Source organism: Ruegeria sp. CDSA089 (genome assembly GCF_059612205.1).
On the sequence record NZ_JBXWQD010000006.1, the window covers coordinates 337308 to 355844 of the forward strand.

Consider the following 18537-nt stretch of genomic DNA (forward strand, 5'->3'; position numbering starts at 1 on the left):
AGCGCGGAATGAAAAAACGCGCTGGCAAAATGTCTGGCGTCAAGTTCCCAGGCGTCATTCAGCTCGAAAGCCAAATGGAAGCAGCACTGGTTCGTTGCATGCAGGTCGACCCTCGTGTGGTCTCGCTTAAGCCACAGCCTTGCACAATCGACATGGGAACCGGAAGAGCATTTGCAAACAAAGAAGCGGCGCTAGAGGCTTATGAAGGGCGTCGGTACAGGCCTAAGCTTTATACACCAGACCTAGAAGTCACACTTGTCGACGGCCGTTTGTTCTACTTGGACGCCAAGCACAGCGCTCACATAGATAAGAAACCTGAGTACCTGGACTATCCTTCACTTCTTGCCGAAGTCGGAATCTCGCTTGTCATTGTAACTGAGTCCTTATTGCAGGGGCCGATTGATCGAAATGCTTGGCTGCTATTGCAAGGACAAGCCGAAGAGACCGCCCCTAAACTTGCAAGCAAAATAGCGTGTCTCAAACAGCAACGTGTGACGTTCAAAGAACTAAGAGAGAACATTGGCATCCCCCAAGCGAAGATTCTTCGCCTTATTCTTGATGGCTATCTGGTGTTCGATTTTTCATGTGAAGCTCTTGGGCCATCCACGAACCTGAATACTGCGAACCGCGACCAAAGACATCTGGAGGTAATCGAATTTTGAAGCAGATTGTCAAAAGGCGGCACCAGAGAACCATCAAATATAGGGGAGAAACCTATGCTGTCGATGGAGCGATAGCTGGGCGGGATGCATATCAGATATCGAACTCCCAAGTTGATCCTTTTGAGATATCTGGACAAGAATATCGAGACCATGTGCACGATGGGCTAGTGAAGGAAGAAGGCTTCGACAAACGTCCTCGTAATGTAACCGCTAAAGATGCACGTGAAGCTCAGCTCAGACTACGCATTGTGGAAAATGCACTAAAGCTTGGGGAGGAAGGCGTTCATTGGGCAAAACGCATACCGATACTTCAACGCGAGTTCGCCGAAGAACCCACCTTCAAAATCAAGGGTAACCGTTTTCCGAGGCAATCGACTGTTCAGAATTGGGTCAAATTGTATCGGCGCGGCGGGCCGGACGCGCTTTTGCCCAAGCACAGCAATTCAGGAAATCGTATGCCAAGGTTTGACAGCGTTTTCCACGAGATAGTGCTCGATCTATTGGAAATGCAATATACGTCGTCGGACAGACAAAATCTAACAAGTCTGTCTAGCGACGCTTATAATCAATACCAGTTGGTTTGCCATGAGAATGGCATAAAACCTGGGTGCTGCGGACGCAAGGCAGTCGAAGCGATTGTGCACACAATCCCTCATTTTGACGTTCTAAAGTGGCAACTGGGCAGTAACGAGGCGCGCCAACACATGCGAATTGCCCAAAAATACTATGATATAACAGCACCTTACGATCAAATAGAATTGGACTGCACAAAAGCTGACATAATGCTGGTTGATGATAGCGGGGAGGTAATAGGTCGGCCGTGGATTTGTGCAGCGATTGACTGTGCTACTAGTTGGATTGTCGCATTTCAGGTCTTCCTACCAGATCCATCATCAGAACATGTGGCCAAAGCTCTAAAGGAGATGATTAGCTACCCAGAGGAAGACTTTTTCGAACAGCACGAAATTGTAAACAGGAAAAAAATCGCCGCACTGCCGAAAGTGGTTGTAATGGATCAGGGTTCAGAGAACGTGGGCGAACCCATCGATGCTTTTATCGAAGTTGCTGGTGTCCATGGCCATTGGGCGCAACCTCGAAAACCCCAGGAAAAGCCGTTTATCGAAAACTTGTTCGGGGCAGTACGAAGCAAAGTCAGCCAGCTTCCGGGTGCGACTAAGTCAAAGGCATATCCCGACCGGGATCGAACCAAAAAAGCAATGGATGAAGCCCGCCTGACGCTAAGAGTGTTCAATTCAATAATGCAACGCTGGCGCTACGACGAATATGGAAGAACTCCGAGGAGAAAAGTCCAAGACATCTTTAAACGGGGTGAAACACCTAGCGCCGCTTGGGACAGATTGGCAGATGAACACATAGTGCCAGAACCCCCGTCTTTGGACGAGCATCACGCAGCGCTGATGATCCAATCCGAATCTCGAACTCTGTGGCACTACGGTATCGAATTCGAGAGTATGCAATACAACTCTGAAGACTTGGCAAGGCTGTACCGACGACTAGGCCCGCGCCAGCGTGTTGAAATACGCTATGCTCCACTTGATGCTAGGGAAATTTTGGTCGTGGATCCGCATACAGGCGAGTTGGTGCGCGCGTCCAACAAAGCAAAAGACTTGGCAGCACTTTCTTATCATGAGCTAAGAGAATGCCGGTCACCCAAGGCGAAACACAACGGACCAATCAAAACGGCTTTGGAGATCCACAAAGATATCCAAGCGCGCAGGACGTATAAGCAGGGCAAAAAAACTAAACTGCAAAGGAACCGCTCTGCGGAAATCGACAAGTTGCGGGCCGCTGATATGCAGAACAGAAGTTTGAAAGAACCACAACTAATTGACCAAATACGGTCAGAGGTTGGTCACAACAAGCTCGCAGTTACGAGATCAAAGAACTTGCCAAGGGTCGAAAGAAAAGATGCTGGACCAAACAACTAGTAGAGCTCTGCAAGGTGCATTCATCCGACATAGCCGCCACGAATGGGCTGTCTCGGAGATAAAACGTCTTTTGAATATTGCAGCAACCGAGGGTGGACGGATCATACCAATCTTGGGGCCGACGAGATGTGGAAAGACAGAACTGACAAAGGACTTGAAGGCACAAGTTGAAAATGACCGCCACGGCCCAAGTGCTATTCTGGTATCATCAGATGTCATTCTGGGCCGACTTGCGCCACGGCCTTCCGAGCGGGATTATTACGGTTCCTGCTTGCGAAGCATGGGCTTTGATTTCGTAGAACGAGAGCGACCTGCCCAAATTCGAGAACGTCTCTTTCGGCTCGTAGCTGAGCACGGCATTCAAACAATCATTATCGACGAAGTGAACCATTGCGCCGAAACTCTGACTAGGCACTCGCGTCGACAAGCCGCTGATCACTTCAAGACTATTGTTGATGAAACCTCAGTCACTCTGATTTTAGCTGGGTTGCCAATGTTCGAAGCGGTTATGGACAGCAACGAGCAGTTTGCGGGACGCTGTTTGAACACCATTCGAATGAACCCCTATTGGTGGAGCGTTGAGGCTGATCGTATCGCGTTCTGCGATGCAATCTTTGCTGCCTTCTATTGTCTTGAGGAGTCCGGCATCCTTTTGGAGTTTGACCAAGACGATATGGTACGGCGATTGTACGGTGTTTCCGGCGGACGTGTGCCAGTGGCGTTGGAAGTGCTGCGCGCGCCCCTGGCATTGGGTGCCCAAAATTCACAATACAGCACCAAAACGATTGCCAGGGCAGCGACGGATTCAGGCCTGGAGCGAGATCCGTATCAGTCGTTTTTTCAAGAAGAACCACCATCGGATACTGAGCTGATCAGGTCATACATCAGAGTCATGGCAGATGCTGGTCTCGAAGTAGAGCCTATGACGTCGCATGAGCTTGCGATTATGCGAGGTGTTTGAGGTGCCGGGTTTGTTTGCAGTACCACCATTGAAAGGCGAGAGCCTTATCGGATACTTGCGTCGTCTAGCCCATGTAAATGGATACAGAGATGTCTCTGAATTTTTGACACGGTTCCGGCGGAAGTATGGGCGAATTCTAGTCGAGAACATCGAGCACTTTGAGCAAGAGATGGGCTTAGAGAAAGGTTTGTTGGTTGCTATCTCCCCTTCTGCCAAACCTGAGTCACCCAGCTTAAACTGGCGTTTCGAGCGGCATCATAGCGATCCGATTTGCCCTTCATGTCTTGCCGATGGCTTACCCTTTCAACAAACTTGGCGTCATTACTTGGTGACAACCTGTCACCATCACAAAACGCGTCTTCAAGATGTTTGCCCTGTCTGCAAAACCACATTGCGTCCGACGTCCGGCGGCTTTGATAAATGCAGATGTGGCTTTAGCTACTCCAATTTCCCACGGGTGGCAGCAAAGGACCACGAAGTGATCATTTCCGCCTTGATTGCGGGAGATTCAACGGTTGGCAAGCGGTTTCTTGACCTTGCAGAAGGGCGTCATGTCCCAAAAGACATTGGCGCTTTTATTAATTTCCTAGCGAGTGGTTTCGCTCAGAACCGCACGGGCAAGTCTGGGAAAACACAAACACCCAAAAGCGTTGCAGATTCGTTGGAACTGATTGAGCCGTTGGCAACTGTATTTGACCATTGGCCAAATGGGTTCGAAGAACACGTTCGAGGGTTGATACTGGCAGGAAATTCAGAATCCAACTCTGTGCCGTCCATGCTCGGAAGCTGGTATCAAAGACTTATGAAGTTCGAAGATGATGCGTACCAGCCTTTCAGAGATGCAGTGTCGCGTGCTGCTTCAACCGAGTTCAAGGGAACCTACCTGGGAAAGCTAACGCCGTTGCAAGCTCGGGAATGGGTCTCGGCTAAACAAGCAGCCAAGGAACTGGGAATTTCTGCACAGCGCTTGGTGGCTGAGGTTCAGTCAGGTCAAATTGCCGGAAAGCAAGCCCGTAGCGGGTATGGGCACAGGCATACGATGATTCCACGCTTCGAAATTTCGAACATCTATCTGGATAGGAAGCGGTATTGGGATGGGTTGCAGGCCAGAGACTACCTTGGTGTTACAAGAAAGCAATTTGATCTGCTTCGCGCGTCAGAATTGATCCACGAGGTTGCTGCTGAATACCGTCCTCCACTTGTTGATGGCTGCATTGACGGTGAAAGCCTAAAAGAGCTCACAACAAACATTCGAAACTGCACTAAAGTTCAAGCGGGAGAAACTATTCCGTTCAATCAGCTCAACCTGAGGCGCACAACTGATCGAGCTGCTTTGATGCATGTTCTTCAGAAAATCTCCACAGGCGTTATCAAACCTGTTGTTGCGGAAGAAAACATGCGACTTGGTGAGTTTCATTTTTCAGTTTCCGACATCGACCGCGAACTTGGGACGCAGCGGTTGTCAAAAGACTGGACCGCAAATGATGTCGCAAAGTTGACGGGTTGGAAGGCTCAGGCGGTGACACATTGGTGCAAGCTGGGCCTGCTCGGATCTCGCAAAGTTCCGCACGGCCCAAGCGAGTCTTTCTTGGTCAGACCACAGCAGCTTGCGATCTTTCAAAGCGAGTACATGCCCGTCGCGACACTGGCGAGGTCAAGAGGTACAACATCCCGAAAGCTACTGTCCGATTTTGAGAGCAAAGGGATTGAGACACATGGCGCGCAAATTGAAGGTAAGACGATGCGAGGGCACCTAGTAAAACTAAGTGACCTGGCTTCGCTGCTGTCTGAGGCCGCCTAGTGCTCGCCTGCACCATCCGAAAAGAACACCACTGAAATGCGCTGTCCAATTGCAGGTTCATGGTCGCGTGAAACCTGTTCAGCTTCCTCGATGACCCGGACCATCTTCTCATGGATCTCTGCGGACGCCTGATGATCGCTTTCGAGCTTTTCCAGGATAACCTGAAGCGCGATGTACCCCTTGGGAAGATCCTCATAGGCGAAGCTGTCACGCACTTCGTGTTTTGCTTGTTCCCAGAAGGGATCAAGCTCACGGCTCCACGCCTCGCACACCATTTCCACGGCAGGCAGGGACATATGGCCAAACAATTCTTGATCACTGAGTTCGACACCACCTTTGCGTCCCATGAACTCGGCGCAAGCTTTCATGAGACTCTCAACGCGAGCGGGGCGCAAGTCCCACTCGGTCAGCTTGCCAATCTGCTCTGAAATCGTCTCTAGCGCTTCGGAGAGATCTTCCAGAGACATGTGGGCGTGTTCCATGCCCAGGCTTCTGGTCCGTTCGTATGCAGTCTCCAGAGATTGGACGCAGGCCAGCTGGTCGCGTTCCAATATCAGGCCTGGCGCAGTATCCTTTAGAAGCAGCAGGCGTGGCGGAAAGAAGCTATTGCTCTTGCTAAGACCTTTGAGATGTAGCGCCGTGAATTTCTCACGGGCCGATAAGAGCGCCAACTCGGCGCCCCAGGTGCCCTGGATCTTGGCCTTGTCGATGAGTTTGTAGCGGTCTTCTGGGATTGTTTGCTTGGTGCGTTCCAGCACGTCGTGAAAGTTATTGTCGCGAAGCAGCCGTGGGGATCGCAGATATTTTACAACACTATTGAGGATCAGTTCTGCGTCTTCGGTGCTTTCTTCTAAAACGGCGTCGATTAGCGCCTCCCCAGCCAAAGTTTTATAGTTCTCTATGCGCTGGGCGATTTTTTCGTCAGATGCAAACTGACCTACTGGCACATCAACAAGGTGGTAATTGACGACCCCGAACTCACTATCGATCCTGTCGATCCTACCCAGACCTTGGATGAGCTCTTTCAGGTTCGAGGTCAGACCAAGCAACACCAGCGTGTCTGACGACTGAAGGTTGATGCCTTCAGCCATCTTGTAAGTCAGAAAAACCGATGCAGATCCTTTTGGTTCGTTCTTTCCTCCAGGTCGGAAGTAAGACTCCACGGACTTGCCCTGTTTGATACGCTTGAAACTGTCGGGGCCATCTCCAAAGATCGCCTTCACGGCGCGATCTTCACCCTTGGTTTGGTTTCCCACGACATAGTTGGTGTGGTGGCCTCTGCGCGACAGCGCTTCTGCAAAAATCTCGAGTGTGTCCGTCCGTTCTGCGAGAAAGACGACCCTGTCTTTTTCGTTTTGTATTCTCAGGCACGCCTCATACCGCTTCTCATCAAGCTCCTTGAGAACACTGAGACCCAGTTTTTGGTTTAGAGCGTCGCATTTCTTTGTGGGTTCAGGCGCTTCTATTCCCAGTGCCGCGAACATGTCGGACTGGTCGCGGTGGGATACCTTTTTCTTCGATTTTCCACCACGCTCGAAGTCGCGAAGCGATTTGCCAATAGCTCCATGAGACATCTCCCAATGGGCTTGGGCAGCACTCACGCGCAGAATGTTCAAAAGGTTTCGGATGTAGAGCTGATCCTGCGTGCTTTGTTGCGTGCTGACGTGTCCGAAGCGGCTTTTCTCGACTGCGGTCACCCTACCGCCAGGCGCAAGTTCTTTGCAGAGAGCCACAATCTCATCCAGGCGCGTTTGCTGAGGCTTTGTCACCTTAAGTTTCTTCGGGCGCCCGTGGTTTTCTAGTCTTGGGTAACTGTGATTGGTCGGATCTTCGTCCTCGCCAATGCATCTCCGTTGTCTGCGGGTCAAAAACGGCGAAACCAACTGAGCGAGTTCGTTGCGAGCCTCTCGCGTGAGCGTCGTGTCGGGCTCTGATAGGACGGCAAGTTGCGCATCCTGGTTGAAGATATCCTTAGGAACTTGGGTTTCGCGCTCGAACAATTCACCCATGGCCTGAATGAAATGCGGAGTCATGAAAATGGACGCTCGCTTTTCCTGCATATGGGTCAACCAGTCGACATCGCGGTTCCCGAGCAGAGTCGCCGACAGACAGACGTTCCAGCTTGGCGGGGCGAGCTCAATAGCTGAGGCCATTTGAGATGCTTGTTCAAAACCCGGTGTTACGGTGTGGCTCTCATCGATTATCAGAATGCCAAACTGATCGAGCCTGAGCCCAGATTTTTCTTCATCGCCAGCGCCGCGGAGGTGTTGTTTGGCAAGTTTGCTGTTTGCGACAGGTTGTAGCGAGTTTGTCGAGTACTTGCGCCAACTGGGAATGACTTTGGGTGGGGCAATTACAGCTGCATTTTTTCGCGCAACGCCATGGACCGGGGAGCGAGGCACGACTTCTGAGAACGTTTCTGACAACGCTTCGGCCAGGTGACAGCCGATCTCTGTCTTTCCTGAACCGGTTGGCGCTTCTACAAAGGCGATCCCATGGTCATAGACGATGGAACACGCCTCATAGGTCAGGTCCTGTTGATACCCAAACAGCGTATGGCTCGTGATATCTTTTCGGTCTCCGGTGAGCCAGGGTTCGAACCCCTTTTGCTCGGAGATCGTACGCGCCATCGCATCTTCAGCGGTCACCGGTTTGATGAGCTTTTCGAGTATCTCCAGCGCTTCGGTATTCCAATCGACAGATACATCCCAAGCCTGCTCAGCGGCTTCTGTGCGTTCGACCTGAAGTTCATGAGTGCCCGCATCCAGGTCATCGGCATACTCGATGTTTCTGTAGAGCCCTGAGTAGGAAAAGTTTGCGGATCCGGCGACGGCACCTTTTGGCGAGCTGACGATTTTTGAGTGTAGCCGCCGGTCCCCGGTTATCCCTAACTTGCGTTTGGCAAGCTCCGGATCGAAGACACGCAAGTCAATTTTGCCGGTTTTGATGGCGTGTTTTGCCAGCACCGCGATAAGATCGTGATCCTCTTCCACTTGAAGCCCGGAGCGCTCCAGCCAGTAGAGTTTCATTTCTTCGGTGACTGGTTTGGGGTTGGTCAGCCTTTTGGTATTAGCCGTGTCGATCCCGAACGATATCCGGATCCGGATATCGCTGTCGTTTTCCAGATCCCTCAGTTCAGGCAACTCCTTCATCAAAATCGATAGTGAAGACAAGAAGTCCTGATACCCGGTTACAATCAGACAATCCCCAGAGGTGATATGGGGCCGATAAAGATTGATGACCGGCCGGTCGATATTGGTGCCGACCTTCGCAACCGGTTCGGCACCAAGCTCGCTTGCGGGCCTTTGATTTGCTTCGGTGAGCTGCTGTGGCTTGGAACGCAGCCAATCAGGGAGTGAAAACAATGAACAAGACTTGGTTTTAGGACGCTTAGTCTAATAGTGATACTGCGCACATCGTCCTTCAAGACATCACCGGAAGAAACATTCGTTTTCCTGAAACTGTCGAAAACGCGCACCGGTTTTGTGGCAGAAAGCCGGGAGTTCGAGATTTAACATAAGTCGCAATTATAGAGCGTTTGGGCTCTCGTCGGCCAACCACCGCCGCACGAGAAAAACGGCCAGTCGTGAGTACACTTTCAGTGGTTACCTTGAGCCCAAGGTACAAAATGTTTCACCGGAAACTAAGGTCAGCTATGCGCAGTATGCGGACTTTGCAAAGTCTTTGGTACGGGTCGCAACAGAAGCCTATTTTCACTGTATTGAACAAGTGCCCATTCTGCGGAGAACTCTGTTGCGTTCTCCTATTTCGATGTCGCGCTGATACTGACGATTGTTCAAACGGTTATCTTGCCCTGAGAAGAGTTTGAGAAGGGCTTTCACCAAACAATTCACGATAAGTCTTTGCGAAACGTCCAAAGCTTACAAATCCGTATTTCAGTGCGGCCTGCTTGACAGATTGAGGTGGGTCAGAAGGATCTGACAGCCACTCTTTAGCGCCAGTCAGTCGCAACTTATAAATGAACTGCATAGGTGTAATTCCATAAACTCCTTCAAACGCTTGATATAAGGTGGTTCTTCCTACTCCGGCGCCTTCACACAGAGTAGCCAAATTAACATCTTCATATCTGGTCTTTCGCGTGAATTGGAGAGCTCGACTCACAGTCTTAAAATCGCGGCTTGGAAGCAAATTCTTGTAGGCCTTCTGAGGCACGCATTCGAGAAGAAATTCGCCTAGAAAGGAAAACATATCTTTTTCATGTGTTGGTGGCATGAACAAACCGCCAGTGAAGTCCCTATGGAATTTAGTTACGGAAAACACGCGTGTAATGTGGGATTTAAGGTGGTGTAGTTGATTGTCGTGGAGTTGCAGTAGCACGTGGTTCGGGTCGATCTCGAAGAAATTAGATCCAGCAATGCGGTGAAGCGCTTCGATCAACCGCGTTCTGCGTATTGCAAGCATAATGGATGTACGGTTGCTAGCGCTGGTAGTGAACTCAACTCTCCCATCAAGCAGGAACACATCTCCTGGTGCCGCTTCCCAACCATCCAGTTTGTAGGTTCCTTGCCAAGTGATTGGCAGGACAAGCCCGACCCAGTCTTTTGCAGCGAGCATTCTCCAAACTGTATTGGCATCACATTTGACCTTTGAGAGGACAGCGTCGGCGCCAAATACCATCTCTGCACGCAACCCAAGCGGCCCACCACCCAGTTGAACCAACTCGGTCTCTCTGACCGGGAAGTCATTCGTATAGGTGTGAAAAGTCGTTTTAGGTGTCCACATTGCAATCAAAAATCTTTCAGACTCTCGGCGGTAATTTAGAAGAGTGTAATTCACGAACTTTAGTTGTCCCAACATTAATGCAAACTCGAAGTCGCAAAAATTTTAGGCAACGGAAGAATCGAACACTGAATCCTCTTTGATGAGAACATCTTTCGTGGAAGCATCGCTAACTAAGCGGGTAAAAACCATCTAAATGCATGAATTTAAACAATTTTTTCCGAGGGCTTGCGAGAGCTCGGTTCTCACGACCATTGGAGCGAATAGGTAAAGAAAAGGCGGGGGAGTTCCCCTGATGGGAGGCAAGAATGAACAAGAAACGATTAATTTCAGCAATTGGGCTTTCTCTTCTGTTAGCGCCATTTGCTTACGCCCAATCCTTTGACATCGTAATCAAAAATGGCCGCATAATGGACCCCGAAACGGGTTTCGACGCTACGGCCAATGTTGGAATCAACAACGGCTTTGTTACTGAAATAAGCACTGACAACTTGGAAGGCATTAGAGAGATTGACGCCTTCGGACATGTGGTTGCGCCTGGGTTCATAGATTATCATTCACACGGTCAGGATCTATTCGCCCAACGCCTATACGCTCGTGATGGCGTAACAACTCCCATGGATTTGGAAATCGGTCAGTACCCAATAAACAGCTACTACGACTATTGGGACGGAAAATCGATTGTAAACTACGGCGCCAACGTATCCCACGCTTTCGCCAGATTGGCTGTTCTGGATGGATTGGACCCCGGTGGAAGGGTTTTTTACGAAGGTTCGGCCACGCGCGCGATGGATGATGGTCAGCAGTGGAAAACGAAGCTGTATGATCCCCTGGACGAGGCCGCAATTTTGGAGGCGGTCGAAGAAGGATTGCAGCAGGGTGGTATCGGGATTGCATACCCGATTGGGTACTACACCGTTGTTGGAAGTCCGGAGGTCATGGCCGTTACTTCTCTAGCGGCAAAGTACGATCTCCCGATAACAACGCACGTTCGGTATCTCTCTCAAATTCCACCCAGCGGCTTCATGGGTATTACCGAAATGCTGACAATTGCCAGGGAAAACAACGTTCCGCTGCTGGTTCACCACGTACCAAGCAATTGCCTTGGCTTGACGGAGAAGTGTTTGGATTTGATCGATAACGCACGTGCGCAAGGGCAGAAGGTCATCGGTGAATTCTATCCGTATAACTACGCAGGAACCTACGTGGATGCAGACTACAACAAGCCCGGATACAAGGAGCGATTGGGCGTTGAAGCGTCAGACTACATTGTAACAGAAACTGGAGAGCCACTGACCGACGAAGAGTTTGATCGACTGCGGACGGAAGCGCCTGAAACACAATTGCTAATGTACACAATGAAAGACGAGTACATCATGGAGGCGATGACCAGGCCTGGTGTAATCGTTGGTTCAGACGCGATGCCCTACATAGTCGACGGCGGGCTGAATGGTGATTTCGAGACGCCTTACGGTGCGGGCGCCGGGCACGCTCGGGGTGCTGGTACTCATGCAAAAGTACTCCGCATGGCGCGGGAAACTGGCGCCATCTCGCTGATGGACGCGCTTTCTAAGATGACCTACGAGCCAGCTGCTTTTCTGGAAGACCACGTCCCGCAGATGAAACTTCGCGGGCGCATTCAGGAGGGCTCAGTCGCGGATATTACAATTTTCGATCCGGAAAACGTGACCGATAATTCCGGGCCGGAAAACGGAAAAAACTCTCTCCCATCGTCAGGTATTCCCTATGTGATAGTCAATGGCACCATCGTTGTGGACGACTCAGTGGTTCAGAATGTCTCGGCCGGCGTACCGATTAGAGGCAAGGTGAGCCAGTAGCCATAGCCGGTATACCCGACTCAAAACAACAAATGTCACACCTCATCAAGCTCCATGGCGCCGCTTAACCGAAAAATCTTTGACCGGTTGAGAGCCCTCCAAATCAAGGAGAACATCATGACTTGCAACAGATTATTCGGAGCAATTTTTTACACGGCCTCGATCTTTGGAGCCACAGCGAACGCGCAAGATAGCTCTGTACTCATTACCAATGTTGATGTTTTTGACGGCGTAAATGAAACGCTCATAGAAGATGTGAACGTCCTCATCGACGGCAATATCATCTCAAAGATTTCGCAAGAAGAACTTTCGGCAAACGACGGCCTGGTTGTTGAGGGAAATGGGCACACTCTGATGCCCGGCATCATTGAGGGACACTCTCACTTAGCTTTGTCTGGGATTACGTTCGCTGACGTGCTTTTCGAGTTGCCAGGTTACCAATCCATCCGCTCGGTCGATACCGCTCGAGACATGCTGATGAATGGTGTGACCACAGCACGCGATATGGCCGGTGAGGTTTTTAGCCTCAAGCGTGCGATTGACGAGGGTTCTATTGTCGGACCTCGTATTTACCCGTCAGGTTCAATGATATCTCAAACAAGCGGCCACTCGGATTTCAGAGTTAGGAACGAGCGCAACCCATTGCTGGGTGGAGAACCGCCAATCACCGACTTAACGGGAAACAGTACACTGGTAGATGGGGTCCCAAAGGTGCTCGCCGCGACACGCGAACAACTGCGGCTTGGAGCATCACAGGTCAAACTTGCTATTGGCGGCTCAGTTAGCGGACCCAACGACCCATTAGACACAACGCAGTTTACGTTTGAAGAAATTCAAGCAGCTACAGCAGCCGCGGAAAACTGGGGAACTTACGTTACCGTACACGGCTACACTCCTCGAGCCGTTAATCAAGCAATTGATGCCGGAATTAAGGTGGTCGAGCATGGTCAACTTCTCGATAAGCCAACGTTGGAGAGGATGGCGAAAGATGGGATCTGGTTGAGTATTCAACCGTTTACGCTATGCAGCGAGCCTGGACTGAATGATGCACAGAACGCAAAACAAGCTATTGTGTGCCAAGGTACGGGATCAGTCTATGAGTGGATCAAGGAGCTTCCTGAACTAAAGGTTGTCCACGGAACCGACATCTTTATCAGCCCTGGGCCAGGAATTGGTGTCAGCGAGCAGGTCGAACAGATGGAACGGCTGCTGGACTGGTTTACGCCCTACGAAATACTGAAAATGTCGACCGGTAACTTTACAGAGTTGCTCCAGCTTTCCGGGCCAAGAAACCCATACCCAGGTGTGATCGGGCGCGTTGAAGAAGGCGCGTTGGCAGACTTGTTGCTAGTCGACGGCAATCCTCTCGAAGACCTAAGCGCAGTGACGGATCGCGAAAACATCAAAATCATTATGAAAGACGGGGTGATCTACAAAAACACTCTCGAGTGAAGATGTTGTACGCAATCGGAAGGGATGAAAAGTGAATTTTCTCGAACCCAAAAATCTACCACAACTTACACTATCTACCCTCGCCGCAGCGACACTTACAGCATCCACGGCAGCAGCTGAGGAAGATTGGCAATGGGGTGCCCAACTCTACTTCTGGGGAGCGTCGGTTGGAGGAGAAACCACAACTGGTGGCAATGTTGATATCAGCATAGACAAGATTATCGAGGACCTGAATTTTGGTGTCATGGGCACTCTCGTCGCGCGAAACGACCGATTGTCTTTGATAGCTGACGTCATCTATCTTGATGTAGATGAATCTGATAGCACTTCCGTCGACTTGGGTGGAGCAAGTGTTCCAGTTACTGCGGATATTGGTCTCAAAGGCTTCATAACCACGCTAGGAGCCGGCTACCGCGTGCTTGAGACTAGTGGTGGGTCTCTTGATATCACTGGTGGCGCAAGGGCCTTGTATTTAGATGGCGACGTGAGTGTTAGTGGACTTGGCTCTCCAATCGCCGAGTCGGAATCTGGCACAAACTGGGATGCGGTGATTGGCTTCAGAGGAGAGACAAATATCAATGAGGATTGGTATTTCAGCTACTACGCAGACATCGGCACCGGCGACAGTGATCTAACGTGGCAAGCAGCGGCAGCCATTAACTACAGGTTAAATTCCGTCGACCTAACCGTCGGCTACCGATACTTGGACTGGGACTTAGGCGAATTTGGACCTTTCAGTGAAGTTACCCTTTCCGGCGCATTTTTGGGAGTAAAAGTACCTTTCTAACATTGCGGTACGTAAAAGTTGAGCCCCGCGAAACTCGAATGGTTCGACTTAAAAATCTGAACGGAAGGGATTAGCCGGATGCCAAGATTCTCGATGCGCGGAGCCGCAATGGCTTTTCTTACATTCGCTTTCTTCTTTGCGGCAGTGCCGTTGCTGGCCGCAGAAGATAACCTTGTTTCGTGGGATGCCCTTGTGCCCTCGGTAGAGCCTTATGACGACCCGTTTCTGGAAATGAAGTACGAGCATAAGTCCGACCTGAGGAAAATTCTGCTTGACCAAATTGCCAAGGAACAAGGCCAAAATAACCCCGAAGCTAGCAAAGCAGCCGAGCAGGCCCGCAACAGGTTAGGTGCAGCTGGGCTCGATGCCGACCAGCTTTTGGAACAGCGTCTAGTTGTGATGGAGCGGCGCGAAGAAGAATCAACGGGTGTGACCACCAGACTCCTAGGTGCTGAGCTGACTTTGGACGGCTATGCGCTGCCACTGTCTGTCACGGCGGGAAAAGTTTATGAATTCCTTCTGGTGCCTTGGATAGGCGCTTGTATCCACACTCCGCCTCCACTGCCAAACCAGATCGTCCATGTGTCGGTCCCAAAAGGTTTGATTCTAGAAAACCGTTTTCAAAGTATTCGTTTGTCCGGCGTTCTGCGGCACGAGCCTAGGGTTCATAAACTGTTCCTCGTCGACGGATCTACTGACATCCCTGTGTCATACAGTATGGCAAACGTCACAATATCCGGAACGCCACAGAATATTGTTGCATCATCAATGTCGGATCTGCCTGTTCTGGACCGCGCGCAGGTATGGGTAAACAGCCTTTTCACAACGGCCATGACATCTATCCGGAATGGAGAAACAACCGGGGCATTGTTTACAGCCTTATTTCTTGCCTTCGGATACGGCGCTTTACACACCTTGGGCCCGGGGCACGGGAAAGCGGTCGTTATTTCCTATTTTGTCGGCTCTGGCGGTAGCTTGCGGCGCGGACTCGTGATGGGCTTCCGTATAGCAATAATTCACGTTGTTTCGGCCGTGGTAGTTGTATTCTTGTTGGATTTCGCCGTACGTCAAACCACTGGCGCAGCACCTTCAGACTATAGAGCCATTCGCCTAGTCAGTTACGGGCTAATTATTGCGATTGGTGTGTTCATGCTATGGAAAGCGCTTTCAGCAACGCGGTTTGCGTTGAAAGCTGGGGATCTCGGAGCCTCGGCACATGATCACGATCACCACGGTCACCATGTTCGCGGATGCGCCGCCTGCGCCGCGAGCACCGCTCCAGCGGGCAGCGTTTGGATCGCGGCTGCTGTCGGTATTGTACCTTGCACCGGCGCTTTAATTGTCATGCTTTTTGGGCTTGCAAACGACTTAATCGTACCAGCAATTCTGATGGTTTGCGCAATATCACTGGGCATGGCTATGGCAATGTCAGCCATTGGCATTGCTGCCCTTTGGGGCCGCAGCTGGGCCTATGGCCGCTTTGACATGACGGATAAGCGGCGACAAACCTTCGAACTGAGTACGCGCTTGGTAGGTGCCATTTGTGTTCTTGCAATCGGCGTGACCCTATTCTGGATCAACTACAAGCATTCACCCGCTGCGACTTTGCCTCAAGCAGAGTTGGCTTCAAGCTTTTATTAGCGAGAGTTTTGTAAATTGACGACGGCAGGTTTACTCGCCCCGCTTCTATTGATCTTGATCTGGCGAGCGGTACGTCGAGCTAGAAGAATTCAACATGTTCTGACAGCTCACCTGTGGATTTTCGCAATTTGGAGAAAAAGCGTTCCACACATATTTGCTCTCGGTATCAAAATGAATCGAATTAGCAGATTTTTTTCAGTCACAGACACCATGAAACGATTTGTTTCTGTCAAACTTGAGAGTTCGCAGACCAAGGACCTGTCGAAAGCAACATGTAACCTTGAGCTAAGCAGTCGGCTAAAATCCTTTTTCGTGGCTTCCTTATTGTTGGTTTTACCTTCAACCCTGTGGGCCTTGGATCCCGCTAACCGAGCCGTGAGGATTACTGATGATGTAGCAACTGACTCCGACGTGGGCGTTCGAAGTGGAGACTTTATAGCTGCACCTATTCCGTTTTCGAACGAAACGATAGGAAGTGGCGCAACACTTGGCGCTGGATACCTGTTTGCCCTCCCAGGATCAAAGACTTCCGGTATTGGTGCCGGATACTTCGGAACGAATGAGGGATCCTCTGGATATGGAATCGGAGGAACGGTTAACTTCAATCAAGGGAGATGGACTGTAGGTGCAATTTATGTAGATGCCGATTTGAATTACGATCTACCGATATCCGGCAGCTTTGAACTACCTTTAACGCAGTCAGTTGATGGTTATGCCATTCGTATGGAGTATGGTTTCACAGACACGACGAAAATCGGGTTTGGATATGCTTTTGCGGATTCTCAGTTGTCACTCAACTCCGATTTCATCCGCCAACTCCCAGATTTTCTCCAACCCGATTTGCATATCCTATTGAAAAGGCTGACATTCGATGTTGTGCACGACACAAGGGACGATACATTTTATCCAAGTTCAGGACTGTTGGTGACCGGCAACTTCTCGTATGGCGATGTTACAGACAAAATTCTCAATGATAGACTGACAATAAGTGACAGAAACTACGGCAAAGGTGTCTTGTCTTTGGCGTCCTACAATCCGGTGGGACGGAAAGGCGTTATCGCTTGGCGGGCGGTAATGTGCGGTGCAGCTAAAGAAGCTCCATTCTTTGATGGGTGTGGTGTCGGGTTTGTCGACGGGTTGAGGGGGTTTTCTGCATTTGATGCTCTCGCTGACTGGTCGACATCCGCACAGATCGAATACCGTGGCCGCCTCTCTCAGCGTTTCGGATATGTCTTGTTCGCAGGAGCAGGTGGCGGTGGACCAGGTTTGGATTCCTTGTCATTTGACCGAGGTGGTGCCGGGTATGGTGCAGGCTTGCGTTATCGGTTGTCGAAGCAGAACAGGCTCGACTACTCTATCGACTACGCCTTCAATGACGATGGTGATGGCTTACTCTATCTATATATCGGCCAGCGTTTCTGAGACGAAAATGAAATCTGGGGCAAATGAGAAATTGTTTCAAGTAAACGGCTTTAACTGTCTTGGCTCTTGCTCCAAAAATTGGTTCCCGCCCGTGTCATCGCAAAAGTCAAGGTAAGCTTAGAAGATTCCGATGTCTAATCCATCCGATGTTTTGACGGCAGAGTCACCACAACTCATCCTCGCCTTTGCGGCCGTCGTTTTTCTTCTTGTTTGGCGGCTTGCGTTGCTAAGCCCACAAATTCGAAACTTCGCGCGCGTTCATCTTTGGCCAGCAGCCATACTCGACATGTTCCTCCTGCCAGCTGGGGCACTTGGACTTTATGAGTTAACTGCCGCCCTGTCAGAAATCGGTGAGTCATTCTACTGGACGCGACATGTCCTGACACTATCCGAACTCCTAGTGTACCTCGCTGTCGCATCCAGTCTCGCAAGGCTGGTTGAAACCTGGGTTCGATATCACACGTACAGTGGCCACTCTGGCCAACACTCGCATCTTACACTGACAATTCTCTACGCTCTCTTTTGGCTCATCGGCGTTTTGGTCTTTCTTGCAGTCAAGGATATAGCACCAACCGAGCTGTATTTGTCGACAGGGGCCGTTGCCGCAGTTTGCGCTTTTGCAATGCAACAAACTCTTGGTGACTTTTTTGCCGGGATAGCCGTGGGAATGGAACGGTCTTTCAAAATCGGCGATTGGCTGCGGTTCGATGATGGAACGGAAGGCAAAGTCATCGACATCAATTGGCGCTCTACCCAGTTAAGAGGATGGAGCGGAGGAACTTATGTCATTCCAAATGGACAGCTGTCACGACAGCGTTTTTTGAACCTTCACGGTCAAAACAGCCCATATGCGGAAGTGTTCGAAGTACAAATTTCCAGCAAAGCAGACCCTACTACCATAGTTAATCTGCTTTCGGATGCGGTTGGAAAGTGTAGCACGGTCATGAAATCACCACAGCCGTCAATTCGCTTGAAGAACGGATCAAGCCAGCCCTACATCTACTATGCATGGGTATTTTTCCCTAACTATCCCAGCATGTTCCAAGGCCGGGAGGAGTTGTACACAAACATCCATGAAGCGCTGCTGAACGCCGGATTGGAAGTATCTGCGGATGTTTACGAAATCAAGAGCAACAAAGTATCGAACAAAGACTAATCGTTCTCCCGCAGCACCTTTAGTTATTCATCCGATCTTCGAACACTCGAATGAGCAGCCTCATCTGACTGGTCCAAATTGATTGTTAGTGCATCATCGGCGTGTGATCCATCGGGACGATGGTTTCA

At 50.4% G+C, this 18537-nt stretch carries 12 protein-coding genes; 10 read left to right on the forward strand and 2 right to left on the reverse strand.

Translation table 11 applies throughout. The annotated features are described in order from the left end of the window. Nucleotides 1-8 precede the first annotated feature (8 nt). Genes AC2FJ6_RS16155 through AC2FJ6_RS16170 form a run of 4 tightly spaced genes read left to right on the forward strand, consistent with a single transcriptional unit; the run spans nucleotide 9 to nucleotide 5373 of the window. The gene (locus AC2FJ6_RS16155) at nucleotides 9-662 is read left to right on the forward strand and encodes a hypothetical protein (RefSeq protein ID WP_170790471.1); all 654 of its coding nucleotides are present in this window, start codon (nucleotides 9-11) and stop codon (nucleotides 660-662) included. Next, a complete protein-coding gene (locus AC2FJ6_RS16160) occupies nucleotides 659-2611 on the forward strand; it encodes a transposase family protein (RefSeq protein WP_496669502.1) in 1953 nt (650 codons plus the stop codon). The genes AC2FJ6_RS16155 and AC2FJ6_RS16160 overlap by 4 nt, the downstream gene beginning before the upstream one ends. Continuing rightward, entirely contained in the window at nucleotides 2592-3572 is a 981-nt protein-coding gene (locus AC2FJ6_RS16165; protein WP_170790470.1) for a TniB family NTP-binding protein, read from the forward strand. Before AC2FJ6_RS16160 ends, AC2FJ6_RS16165 begins: the two co-directional genes overlap by 20 nt. Then, nucleotides 3544-5373: a TniQ family protein gene (locus AC2FJ6_RS16170; protein WP_496669504.1), complete on the forward strand. Its 1830-nt coding sequence runs from the start codon at nucleotides 3544-3546 to the stop codon at nucleotides 5371-5373. The genes AC2FJ6_RS16165 and AC2FJ6_RS16170 overlap by 29 nt, the downstream gene beginning before the upstream one ends. On the opposite strand, the gene AC2FJ6_RS16175 is transcribed toward AC2FJ6_RS16170, so the two are convergent. Then, on the reverse strand, nucleotides 5370-8738 hold the full coding sequence (locus AC2FJ6_RS16175) for a DEAD/DEAH box helicase family protein (protein ID WP_496669506.1): 3369 nt from the start codon (nucleotides 8736-8738) through the stop codon (nucleotides 5370-5372). The genes AC2FJ6_RS16170 and AC2FJ6_RS16175 overlap by 4 nt on opposite strands. Nucleotides 8739-9177: 439 nt before the next feature. Beyond that, nucleotides 9178-10170: an AraC family transcriptional regulator gene (locus tag AC2FJ6_RS16180; RefSeq protein ID WP_496669508.1), complete on the reverse strand. Its 993-nt coding sequence runs from the start codon at nucleotides 10168-10170 to the stop codon at nucleotides 9178-9180. A gap of 251 nt (nucleotides 10171-10421) precedes the next feature. Here AC2FJ6_RS16180 and AC2FJ6_RS16185 point away from each other — a divergent pair, with 251 nt between their 5' ends. From AC2FJ6_RS16185 to AC2FJ6_RS16210, 6 genes are all read left to right on the forward strand, one after another. Then, nucleotides 10422-11951, forward strand: coding sequence for an amidohydrolase family protein (locus tag AC2FJ6_RS16185; RefSeq protein ID WP_496669511.1), 1530 nt, complete (start codon nucleotides 10422-10424; stop codon nucleotides 11949-11951). Nucleotides 11952-12068: 117 nt separating this feature from the next. Beyond that, nucleotides 12069-13403, forward strand: coding sequence for a metal-dependent hydrolase family protein (locus tag AC2FJ6_RS16190; protein ID WP_170436898.1), 1335 nt, complete (start codon nucleotides 12069-12071; stop codon nucleotides 13401-13403). Nucleotides 13404-13434: 31 nt separating this feature from the next. Beyond that, the gene (locus AC2FJ6_RS16195; RefSeq protein ID WP_170621487.1) at nucleotides 13435-14190 is read left to right on the forward strand and encodes a DUF481 domain-containing protein; all 756 of its coding nucleotides are present in this window, start codon (nucleotides 13435-13437) and stop codon (nucleotides 14188-14190) included. Nucleotides 14191-14298: 108 nt separating this feature from the next. Next, on the forward strand, nucleotides 14299-15831 hold the full coding sequence (locus AC2FJ6_RS16200) for a HoxN/HupN/NixA family nickel/cobalt transporter (RefSeq protein ID WP_170621485.1): 1533 nt from the start codon (nucleotides 14299-14301) through the stop codon (nucleotides 15829-15831). Between the two features lie 210 nt (nucleotides 15832-16041). Beyond that, entirely contained in the window at nucleotides 16042-17253 is a 1212-nt protein-coding gene (locus AC2FJ6_RS16205; RefSeq protein ID WP_170621483.1) for a BamA/TamA family outer membrane protein, read from the forward strand. Nucleotides 17254-17383: 130 nt separating this feature from the next. Further along, the gene (locus AC2FJ6_RS16210; protein ID WP_170621481.1) at nucleotides 17384-18409 is read left to right on the forward strand and encodes a mechanosensitive ion channel family protein; all 1026 of its coding nucleotides are present in this window, start codon (nucleotides 17384-17386) and stop codon (nucleotides 18407-18409) included. Nucleotides 18410-18537: the final 128 nt, after the last annotated feature.

Bases quoted from the DNA above. Each gene is read 5' to 3' on its own strand.
- AC2FJ6_RS16155 (WP_170790471.1), top strand. From the start codon at position 9: ATGAAAAAACGCGCTGGCAAAATGTCTGGCGTCAAGTTCCCAGGCGTC.
- AC2FJ6_RS16165 (WP_170790470.1), top strand. From the start codon at position 2,592: ATGCTGGACCAAACAACTAGTAGAGCTCTGCAAGGTGCATTCATCCGA.
- AC2FJ6_RS16210 (WP_170621481.1), top strand. From the start codon at position 17,384: ATGTCTAATCCATCCGATGTTTTGACGGCAGAGTCACCACAACTCATC.
- AC2FJ6_RS16185 (WP_496669511.1), top strand. From the start codon at position 10,422: ATGAACAAGAAACGATTAATTTCAGCAATTGGGCTTTCTCTTCTGTTA.
- AC2FJ6_RS16205 (WP_170621483.1), top strand. From the start codon at position 16,042: ATGAAACGATTTGTTTCTGTCAAACTTGAGAGTTCGCAGACCAAGGAC.
- AC2FJ6_RS16170 (WP_496669504.1), top strand. From the start codon at position 3,544: ATGAGCTTGCGATTATGCGAGGTGTTTGAGGTGCCGGGTTTGTTTGCA.
- AC2FJ6_RS16190 (WP_170436898.1), top strand. From the start codon at position 12,069: ATGACTTGCAACAGATTATTCGGAGCAATTTTTTACACGGCCTCGATC.
- AC2FJ6_RS16200 (WP_170621485.1), top strand. From the start codon at position 14,299: ATGGCTTTTCTTACATTCGCTTTCTTCTTTGCGGCAGTGCCGTTGCTG.